At 67.8% G+C, this 10629-nt stretch carries 6 protein-coding genes; 3 read left to right on the top strand and 3 right to left on the bottom strand.

The window, feature by feature from the left end; all coding sequences use genetic code 11:
* Nucleotides 1-134 precede the first annotated feature (134 nt).
* A complete protein-coding gene (gene murI, locus ACMZ6R_RS18780) occupies nucleotides 135-956 on the top strand; it encodes a glutamate racemase (protein WP_416114359.1) in 822 nt (273 codons plus the stop codon).
* A gap of 11 nt (nucleotides 957-967) precedes the next feature.
* On the opposite strand, the gene ACMZ6R_RS18775 is transcribed toward murI, so the two are convergent.
* On the bottom strand, nucleotides 968-1786 hold the full coding sequence (locus ACMZ6R_RS18775; RefSeq protein ID WP_416114357.1) for a tetratricopeptide repeat protein: 819 nt from the start codon (nucleotides 1784-1786) through the stop codon (nucleotides 968-970).
* A 289-nt stretch (nucleotides 1787-2075) separates the two neighbouring features.
* On the opposite strand from ACMZ6R_RS18775, the gene ACMZ6R_RS18770 reads away from it, so the two are divergent.
* Together ACMZ6R_RS18770 and ACMZ6R_RS18765 are read left to right on the top strand one after the other, a co-directional pair.
* Complete coding sequence (locus tag ACMZ6R_RS18770; RefSeq protein WP_416114355.1) at nucleotides 2076-5420, top strand: PAS domain S-box protein; 3345 nt, start codon at nucleotides 2076-2078, stop codon at nucleotides 5418-5420.
* On the top strand, nucleotides 5417-6700 hold the full coding sequence (locus ACMZ6R_RS18765) for a diguanylate cyclase (protein WP_416114353.1): 1284 nt from the start codon (nucleotides 5417-5419) through the stop codon (nucleotides 6698-6700). Before ACMZ6R_RS18770 ends, ACMZ6R_RS18765 begins: the two co-directional genes overlap by 4 nt.
* Before the next feature lie 24 nt (nucleotides 6701-6724).
* On the opposite strand, the gene ACMZ6R_RS18760 is transcribed toward ACMZ6R_RS18765, so the two are convergent.
* Complete coding sequence (locus tag ACMZ6R_RS18760; RefSeq protein WP_416114351.1) at nucleotides 6725-9733, bottom strand: glycosyltransferase family 39 protein; 3009 nt, start codon at nucleotides 9731-9733, stop codon at nucleotides 6725-6727.
* A gap of 163 nt (nucleotides 9734-9896) precedes the next feature.
* On the bottom strand, nucleotides 9897-10547 hold the full coding sequence (locus ACMZ6R_RS18755; RefSeq protein ID WP_416114349.1) for a cyclase family protein: 651 nt from the start codon (nucleotides 10545-10547) through the stop codon (nucleotides 9897-9899).
* Between the last annotated feature and the right edge of the window lie 82 nt (nucleotides 10548-10629).

Raw genomic sequence — 10629 nt, 5'->3', positions numbered from 1 at the left:
ACCTGTAACCGTTGAAAGTTTTTGGGAGGGGAGAGCGCGAGAGGGGGACCCTTTTTTCAAAAAGGGTCCCCCTCTCGCATCCTCCTCGAAAAACTCCTTGACGACACACCATCTCCGCGCCCAAAGGCTTCGTTGTGCACTGTGACAGATCCTGCCCCATCGGCATCTTCGACTCCGGCGTCGGCGGCCTGACGGTCGTCCGGGCCGTCATGGACCGTCTGCCGCGCGAGTCCATCGTCTATTTCGGCGACACGGCCCGCGTGCCCTACGGCGTCAAGTCGCCGGACACGGTGGCCCGCTACGCCGGCCAGATCACGAATTTTCTTCTGGCGAAAAACGTCAAGCTCTTGATCGTCGCCTGCAACACCATGGCCGCCGTGGCCCTGCCGGCCATCGCCGCCCTGTCCCCGGCCCCGGTCCTTGAGGTCATCTCGGCCGGAGCGGCCAGCGCCCTGGCCGCGACCAAGACCAAACGCATCGGCATCATCGCCACGCCCTCGACCATTGCCAGCCGGGCCTACGAATCGGCCCTGGCCGCCCTGGGCGGTCCGGAGGTCTTCACCGCCTCGAAAGCCTGCCCGCTGTTCGTGCCCCTGGTCGAGGAAGGCTGGCTGACCCACCCGGCCACGCGGCTGGTGGCCGAGGAGTACCTGACCCCGCTTCTGGCCGAAAACCTCGACACGCTCATTCTTGGCTGCACCCATTATCCGCTGTTGGCTCCCCTTCTGGCCGAGGTGGCGGGACCAGGCGTGCGCCTGCAGGATTCGGCCACGGCCGTGGCCGAGCGCGCCGCCGCCGTGCTGGGCTACCTGGGGCTGACCGCGCCAGACGGGCCGGACACGCCAGGCGCGCCGCACCATGTGTTCCACGTCACGGACGTGCCGCGAAAATTCCAGGAGATCGGCGAACGGTTCCTCGGCCGTCCCATGGAGGACGTACGCCTGGAAAAGCTGTAGCCGGCCGGCGGTTACGGCATTGCCGGGGAGGGGCTTGCCACGGGAGGCTGGGGAACCGCCGGGGGCGGGGTCTTGGCCGGCGAGGTCTCCGGCTTGGCCGAAGCCTGCCCCCCTTTGCCGAGGGCGGTGGCCGAAACGGACTTGGCGGCGGATGCCGGCTTGGACGCGGGAGCGGCCTTGTGGTTGGGAGCGGGGGTGGACCTGGGTGCGGGTTTCGGCGTGAACGGAACCGGCGCTATGGGCGGCGTCTCGGCCCTGGCGCAGGCCATGCGGGCGCTTTGGTATTCCACCCCGGCGGCGGCAAAGGCCGGGTCGAGGAGCATGGCCTGGCGATAGGCGGCCAGGGCATGGCGGCAATCGCCGGCGGTCATGGCCAGGTTGGCCCGATAATAAAAGGCCTGGGCGTTCTTCGATCCCCGGCCGATGGCCGCATCGAGGGAGTTGCGCGCCGCCTGACGCTCACCGGCCCCGTATTGCAGAATGCCCAGGGCCTCAAGCGGGCGCGGATCGGCGGCATCGACCGCGGCCGCCCGCGAAAGTTCGGTCGCGGCGCGCGCGGCGTCGCCGGTCTTGGCGACGCACAGCCCCAGGTAGAAATGGGCCTCGGCCATATCCGGGGCCTGCTTGGCCGCAGCGGCCAGATACGGCAGGGCGACCTTGTACTTTCCGGCCGAAAAAGCCTTTTTCCCGGCGGCCAGACGTTCGGCGGCCGAGGGGGCGGAAGCGGCGGGAACCGGCGTCGGGGCTTTCCTGGCGCAGCCCCCGAAGGACGCGGCCAGGCACCACAGGGCCAGGACAAGGGTCACATCCCGAACGGAAAACCGGTCCATGCTGCCAGCCTCCTGCCGTCACGGCGTTTTTTCCCGACCCGGACGTCCGGCCGGAAAATCCCGATCGCCGGCGCAGTAACGCCGGCGCCAGCCCGTGTCAATCCGGGCTCCCTGCCAGGACTGCCGACCTTGACGCGGAAAAGGCGCAATCGTACAGGGTAAGGACTTGTCCAGGCGGCACGCTTGGTCGCCCCACCCCGCATGGAGTCTTTGTGAACCGCCTCGAGCCCTCCGATCAAGCCAAAGCCGGTTATTGCGCCGACACCCGGCTGACCGAGTCCGTTCCCGCATGAGCGCCGCCACGCCGGGCGCGTCGTCCGCCTTTCCGGCCGGCGGTCGGACCTCCATGGCCCTGTCCGTTGCCGGGCTCTGCGTCATCGCCGTTTTCGACCTCCCGCTGTTCCACGTCCTGTCCGAGCTGACCTGCGTGATCGCGGGGGTTGCCGCCTTTCTGGTCATCTGGAACGCCAGGGCCTTTGTCGAGCACGCTTTTTTCCTGGTTCTCGGACTGGCCTTTCTGGTCGCCGCCGGCTTCGACACCGCCTCTTTGCTGCTGCACGCCGGACTGATCCGCCTGTCGCTGCCGCCCGGGCTCGCCGCCGCCGTATGGGCCGGCTCCCACATCGCCTTCGCCTTGTCGCTTTGCGTCGGGGCCTGGATGCTTTGCTGCGCCAACGCCTCGATCGTCGGCGGTCCCCTGACCCTGGTCGGGGGCCTCAACGTATTGCTGGTGCTGACCTTCGCCGCCGTGGCGGTGCTGTCGCCGACCGCCGGGGCGCTTGACCTTCCCGCCCCCGACGCGCAGGTGGGCCGCCTGATCCCGATGCTGCTTTTCGTCGGGGCGGGCCTTGGGCTGCGGCGCTCCCGCGACCGGCTGGCCAGGCCCGTGGTGCGGCTGCTGCTTGGGGCGACGGCCTGCCTGGCCCTGTCCGACGCGGCCTTCGCCTGGCCGGCAGATGTCGTCGTGTCGCGCATCCTGGGCCACGCGGCCAAGGTGCTCGGCTATGCCCTCAGTTGCCAGGCCATCGTGGTCACGGGCATAAGCCGCCCCTATGACCTGCTGTTTCGGGAAATCGGGACGCGCGAACAGGACCTCAACAACCGTCTGGTGCGCCTTGGAGCCCAGGCCCAGGCCATCTTCGAGCTCAGCAGCCTCGATGCCCTGGAAAGCGGCGAATTCAAGACCTTTGCCGCCACCCTGCTCAACCGGGCCACGCGCGTCCTCGGCGTGGCCAGAGCCGGCGTCTGGCTCCTTTCCCCCGACCGGCAGCGCCTGCTGTGCCTGCTCGACGGCGGACCGGGACAGGCGGACACGGGCATCGAGCTGCGCCGGGCCGATTATTCGGACTATTTCGATGCCATCGCCCACGAACGGGTCATCGTGGCCGAAAACGCCACCGCCTCGCCCCTGACGCGGGACCTGGCCGCAACCTTTCTCGACAAGCGCGGCGTCGCCTCGCTGCTCGACGCGCCCTTCCGCTTCTCCGGCCGGCTGGCCGGGGTGCTCACCCTGCACCATGTCGGCAGCCCGCGCCGGTTCGCCGACGACGAGCAGGCCTTTGCCGGTTCCCTGGCCGACACCCTGTCCCTGGCCCTCGAGACTTCGGAGCGCCGCCGCGCCGCCCGGGACCTGGCCGCCAGCGAACAGCGCCTGCGCTCCCTGCTCGACGCCATGCCCGATCCGGTCTGCTTCAAGGACGCCGGCGGCCGTTGGATCGTGGCCAACCCGGCCCAGATCGAGGCCTTCGGACTGGCCGGCGTTTTCTGGAAAGGAGAGACCGACGCGGCCCTGGCGGTCCACAGCGCCGGCGACCGGCAGGCCCTGGCCGACGCGGCCGCGACCGACGCCCAAACCTGGGCCGCCGGGGAAGTCAGCGTCTTCGAGCTGTCCCTGACCGGCAGCCACGACCGGACCCGGCACTTCGACGTGATCAAGGCCCCCCTTTTCCACGGCGACGGCAGGCCCAAGGGGCTCGTCACCCTGTCCCGCGACATCACCGCCTATCGCGAGGCCCTGTCCCGGCTGCGGGAATCCAACGAGGAGCTGGAGGCCATCTACAACGAGACCTCCGACGGGCTGATCATCGCCGATGCGGTCGACCAGAGAATCGTGCGGGTCAACGCCGCCGCCTGCCGCATGTTCGGTTACGAGCCGCAGCAGTTGACGGCCCTGTCGCCCTGGGACCTGCATCCGGAAGACGAGCGGGAGCGCTCGATCACGCGGTTTAGCGAAATCAATGCCGGCAGGCTGCACCTCATGGAAGGCATCCCCTGCAGCCGCAAGGACGGGCGCGTCTTTTACGCGGACATCGCGGCCCAGCCCATCACCTACGGCGGCCGGTCGGCCATCCTGGGCTTTTACCGCGACATCTCCGAACGCCGGGCGGCGAGCCAGGCGCTGGCTGCCTCCGAGGAACGCTTCCGCAAGGTCTTCAACAGCACCTACGACGCCATTTTCCTGCACGACGCGGACGGCGTCATCCTGGACTGCAACGAGAAGATGCTCGAGCTTTACGGCGTGCGCCGCGACGAAGCCCTCCAGTACTCCATCGAGCGCGACTACTCCGCCCCGGGCAATCCGTCCGGGAAAATCGTCGCCTATTGGCAGGAGGTCATGGCCGGCGAGGAACGCTTTTTCGAATGGAAGGCCAGACGCCCCCACGACGGCAGCGTGTTCGATGCGGAAATCTACCTGCGGCGCTTGAAGCTCCCCGAACGCGACGTCATTTTGGCCAATGTGCGCGACGTCACGGAACGCAAGCGGGTACTGGCCGCCCTGGCCGCCCGGCAGGCGGATATCTCGGCGCTCAACCGCGACCTGGCCCGGCGGGTGCGCAAAGAAACCGAAAAAAACCGGCAGAAGGACATCCTGCTCCTCAATCAGACCAGGCTCGCGGCCATGGGCGAGATGATCGGCAACATCGCCCACCAATGGCGACAGCCTCTAAACGCCCTGTCCATCGTTTTGGCCAACATGCGCTTCGAATACGAGAACGTCTGCGAGGGCGACACCGCAAGCCTCATCGCCGCCCACCGCCAGGCCGGCGAGATCCTGCGCAAAATGTCCTCGACCATCGACGACTTCCGCAATTTCTTCCGCCCCGACAAGCGGCGCGGCCCCTTCTTCGTGGTGGCGGCCATAAACGACGCCCTGCTCCTTATCGAGATGAGCCTGGCCCAGCACGGCGTGGCCGTGCGCTTCACGGCCCGGCACAGTCCCCGGGTCACCGGGTTTCGCGGCGAGTTCTCCCAGGTCGTGCTCAACCTGCTCGGCAACGCCAAGGACGCCATCCTGGCCTCGCGGCAACGGGGCGGGGTCATCGCCATCCGGGTCATGGCCCGCCACGGCCAGGCCGTCATCCACGTGACGGACAACGGCGGCGGCATCCCGGGGGCCATCCTGGACCGCGTTTTCGACCCCTACTTCACCACCAAGTCCGACAGGGGCGGCACGGGACTCGGACTCTACATGTCCAAGACCATCGTGGAGGACCACCTGCGCGGCCGGCTCACGGCCCAAAACCTCGGCAACGGGGTGCGCCTGACCATCCGCATTCCCCTCGACCCGCCGGAAGAGACCGCCACGTCCGCCGCCGACAGTTCCCAATCGCCCCCAGGGAGTTTCCGCCCATGACCAAGTCGTCCAAAGATAAATACCGCTCCCTGTCCAGGCTCCACATCATGGTCGTGGAGGACGATCCGTTCGCCCGGGAACATATGGGGCTTTTGCTGTCGCGCTTCGCCGCCGGACTGACCACGGCCGGCGACGGGGCCGAGGGGCTGGAAGCCTTTCGCCGCGAGCGCCCCGACATCGTCGTCACCGACATCAGCATGCCCCGGATGGACGGCCTGGACATGGCCGCGCGCATCAAAACGGAGGCTCCCGACGTGCCGGTGGTCCTGGTCACCGCCCACAGCGACACGGAATATTTCCTGCGCTCCATCGACATCGGCATCGACGGCTACGCGGTCAAGCCCGTGGACGCCGACAAGCTGCTGGCCAGGCTTGGCCAGCTCGCCGCCGGCCTGCTGGAGACCCGGGCCGCCTCCGCCCGGGCCCGGCTTTTCCAGTTCACCCTGGACATCAACCCCAACTTCATCCTAACCCTCAGCGGCGGCGAGGTAGACTACGTCAACCGGACCTTTCTGGATTTCCTCGGCGCGGCGGACCTGCCGGCCCTCAAGGACGGCCGCCACGCCGGACGTGTGCTGGAACTCGACGGCCGCCGCCACGAAGCCGCGGATTTCGACTGGGCCGGCCGCATCGACGCCCGGCCGGACGTCACGCATCAGGCGGTCTTCTCGCGCCTGCCCGACGAACCCGGTCAGGAGCGCACCTTCCTCGTGTCCTCGGCCGCCTTTCCGGAGCTCGACCGCCGCATCCTGACCTTCACCGACATCACGTCCCTGGCCGAGGAACGCCGCCAGCTCATCACCCGGGCCACCACCGACGCCCTGACCGGCATCACCAACCGGGCCGGCATCGACGAGGCCCTGGCCCGCGAACGGCACCGGGCCGTACGCCACGGCACGCCGCTTTGCGTCATCATGTTCGACATCGACCATTTCAAGGACGTCAACGACAGCCTCGGCCACCAGGCCGGGGACGCGGTGTTGGCGGAACTGACCGGGCTCGTGTCCGGACTCGTGCGCGACCACGACATCCTGGGGCGCTACGGCGGGGAAGAGTTTCTTGTCGTCGCGCCCGAGACGGACATGGAGCAGGGGCGACTGCTGGCCGAACGGCTGCGCGCGGCCGTGGAGGCCCATGCCTTCCCGGCGGCGGGAAAGGTGACGTGCAGCTTCGGCCTGGCCGTGCTCGACGCCGACGAGTCCGCCCATGCGCTGGTCGCCCGGGCCGATGCCGCCCTGTACCGGGCCAAGGAGACGGGCCGCAACCGGGTCGCGGGCTGAGGCGGGAAATCGCCCCGGCCGGGGCTAGCGGGTCTCCCAGACCTGACGCAGGGGAAGCGGCTTCCCGGACAGCCACAGCCGCATGGGTTCGCCCGTTTCGGAGCGCTGGCCAACGGTCGTGGACGAGGCCTCGGCGGCGATGGACGGCAAGGCGGCGGCGTCGAGCAGCACTTCGATGCGCATGGGATATTTGGCGTTGGAGCGGATGGACGCGCCCGGCCCCGACAATTCGCAGCCCACGAACAGGATGTGCACGGGCGTCTCGAATCGCACCTCCCGCAGCACCCCCTCGTAGGTCGAAGAGATATCCAGCGGACCGCGTTCGGAAAAATCCAGGAACACGCGGCGGGCGTCGATGTCGTTTATGCCGTAGAACACCCGGGCATAATTGGGCTTGTCCGTGCGCAGGGCCGGGTAGATCATGGCCCGCACGCCCTTTATGGGAAGCTCGGAGGCGAAGACGTATTCGGCCAGGCAGGGGCGGCCTTCCAGACAGGTCAGGGCGTCGCCCAGGATGTTGAGGTTGTCCCGGCGGACCATGTTGTACAGGTTGAAGTCCTTGGGCGTGAACCGGGGCGAGAGGTGGACGAGGCCCTCGCCTCCGGGATTGAGCTCCACCAGGGACCCGGCCGGCACGGACAAGGGGATGGGAAGGGACTTTCCGCCCAGGCGCACCACCGGCCGGGAAGTCGCGCCGGTATAGGCCAGCCCCCGCACGGCCCAGGGCGTCGCCACCGCCACGGCGGCCGTTTCCTCCCGCCCCTGGGGCAGGGACAAAGACGCGTCGGCGAGATGGGCGTCGTAGAGGTAAAAGGCCGGCGCGCCGTCCGGGTCGCGAAGAACCGCCACCGGGGGCAGGCCGGGATGGGCGGTCACAAACCGCTCCCGCTCGACGGCCGACTGCCAGGAAAGCGGCCCCGCGCCTTGCGGATGCCGGGCGTCGTCGGCGCAAAAAACGTGCAAGGCCTCGCCGCCGAGGGTTTGTTCCCCGGCTTTCCAGGGCGCAAGCCGCGTGTGGGCGGCGATGTTGCCGAGCACGGCCAGCGCCGCTTCTCCCGGATGTTCCCCGGCTTCGCCGTCGACGCGAAAAGACAGACGCTCCAGGTCGATGGAGGCCGCGTAATGGCCCGGCACGAATTCCAGGCGCACGTAAAGCGGCTGGTCCGACCGCGGCCAGGGGACGGTTGCGGCCAGGGGCAGCTTGGACGTTCCCGTGGCTTCGGGTTGGCCGTAGGCCGAGTTGGCCGTGACGAATTTCGCGTAATCGATGTCCGCGACCAGCGTCAGCATATCCGGGTCCTGGCCGGCCAAGAGTCGCAGCCGGGCATCGGGACGCATGGCGCGGATCTTGCCGCGCATGACCGCGTCGAAGCGCACGGCCACGGACCGACAGCGCGCCCCGGGCGCCGACACAAGCTTCCAGGTGGCCCGGCCGGGCGCGTCGAGAGTAAATTGCGACAGGGCGTGGAGCTGGTAATCCGGGGCCACGTTGTGGGCCTGCCACACGGTTTCGTAAAACCGCAGCGTGGTGAAATCATCGGCATAGACGTCGGCACCGCCCGGCGAGGCCACCAGCGGGGCCTGGCCGACCACGCCACCCCGGAAAAAAAGCACCACCTCGTCGTCCTGGGGCATGTCCTCCACGAGGGTCAGCCCCGGCGGCACGAAGTCGCCCTTGCCGATGACATAAAAAAACTTGCGATAGCCCTGCCCGGCCACGTCGCCGAAAAAGCGGTAGGCCCCGTGCAGCTCCCGCTCCAGGATGACCTTTTTGGCCCGGTTGGACGCGAACATGACGGAGTCCGCATCCTGCTTGTGCAACAGCAGATACCGGGCCCAGCGCTGGGCGTTGTGCTGCCAGCTCCGGTACAGGGCCGCGTACTGGAGATTCGGGCCGAGGATAAAAAGGATGCCGGCAAGGCCCAGGGCCAGGGTCAGGGCCCGGTAGGCCCGGCTTCCCGGAGCGAGCCCCTGGCCGATGACGGCGCGGGAAAGCGTCATGACCCCGGCTCCGGCCAAAAGCAGCACGGCATAGAGCAGCCCGACCAGATACTTGGCCGTGATCTGGGTCTGCACATTGATGACAAAGGCGGCCAGGGTGGGCACCGCGCACCAGACCAGGAACAGCCCCAGATTCCGGCCGGCCTTCCCCCGCCAGCGCCAGACCAGCCCGGCCAGCATGAAAAGGGCCACCCCGCCGGTGCCGGCGAAATCCGAATCCCGGAAATAGAGCGTGATTTCCCGAAACGCCTTGGCCACGCGGTAGAAATCGAAGGCATGGCCGCCGCTGTGGTAAAACGTGTAATAGGCCACGAGCTGGCCCTTGACCTGGGGCAGGTAGAAAAGCGCGGCCAGACACAGCCCGGCCCCGTGGGCGAAAAGCAGCTTTCGGGCCTCGGCGCGAGCGGCGCGGTCGGTCAGGGCCGGCAGGCACAAGATCCCCGTAAAAAGCATCTGGGCCAGGACAAAGGGCGCGGCGAGATAGGAGCTGTAGAGCATCAGCGCCGTGGCCACGGCATAGGCCAAAACAGCGCGCCAGGTTTTGCTGTCGAGAAGTCGCCGGTAGCAGTACAGCGAAAGCAGGGAAAAGGTGTAGAAAAAGACGTACCAGCGCATATAGCGGGAATAGGCCACGTGAAATTGCAGCAAGGCCCCGTAAAGCGCGGCGCAAAGGCCGGATTCGGCGTCGAAGAATTGCCGACCGACCAGAAACAGCATCAACAGCGAAGCCAGGCCGAACAACACGGACGGCAGACGCACGTTGAAATCATTGTCGCCGAGGAGCCTTGCAAAGTGAATGCAGAGATGGTGCAGCGGCGGCGAAGTGTCGAGGGAGACGTCCGAGGCGGACTGGTTGTTTATGCTGTCCCAGAGTTGCGCCACGGGCATGGAAGCCCGGTGCAGGGCCAGCCGTTCATCCCATTGCAACTCGGGAACACCCAGAGCATGCAGGCGGATGAACGCCGCAAGACACAAAATGATGCCGAGCAGGATCCATATCCAGCGGCCGCCACGATCCCTTGCGGTCGTCATGCCGCGCCCGTCCGTTTTCCCACGTCCTGTCCCCGCTTTGCCCACAGAATAAAAGAGTCATGACGCTATCCCGCCGCTTCCGTACCTTGTCAAGGCGCGGTTACCGGCGCAAGACGCGGGAAACGCGGGCAAGGGACGTGCGAGACCAGCCGCTTTGGGCTGGTCAGGCACGGCGGCTTGTCGGCCGCACCAGCGCCCTGGCCGGAGCGCCCTCGGCCCCGGCCAGCCGCAGCGGCAGACAGACCAGCTCCACCGGCCCCGGGGAAACGCGCGACAGATCGAGCCCTTCGAGAATCCAGATGCCGGCCTCAAGCAGCGGACGGTGGATGGCGGCCGCGTCGGCGCGATGATCCGACACGGACAGGTAATCCACGCCGACGAGCCGTACCCGCCGCGCGGCAAGATAGGCCGCCGCCTCGGGGGAGAGGTCCACGAAATCCTCCACGAATTCCGGCGAGGCCCAACAGCGTTCGGAATTGGCCGTCTTGAAAAGAATGCGCTGGCCGGGGCGGATGCGGTGGCGGCGCAGTTCCCCGGGCGTTATGGCGCGCGGGTCCGTGATGGCGATGACCCGGGCCGGGCCCATCGTCACGTCAAAGGGCAGGTCGTCCAGGGTATCGCCCCCGGCCAAATAATGGGACGGCGCGTCCAGGTGGGTGCCGGCATGGGCGCACAGGTCCAGGGCGGACACCGTGCACGGGTCGCCCCGCTCCAGGTCCAGCACGCGGCGGACGCGGGTCGGCGGATCGCCGGGCCAGGCGGGCAGCCCGGTCTTAAGGGGAACGGAAACGTCGATCCAGGCGGCTTTGGACATCGGGACATCCTCCTCCACGAAGGCCCGTCTCACAAGAGGCCGCCGGGGGGAACCCTTTTTGAAAAAAGGGTTCCCCCCGGAC

This window comes from Solidesulfovibrio sp. C21 (genome assembly GCF_047785625.1).
GTDB lineage: Bacteria > Desulfobacterota > Desulfovibrionia > Desulfovibrionales > Desulfovibrionaceae > Solidesulfovibrio.
Note: the sequence above shows the minus strand (reverse complement) of the source record. Positions and strands in the feature narration are given on the sequence as shown.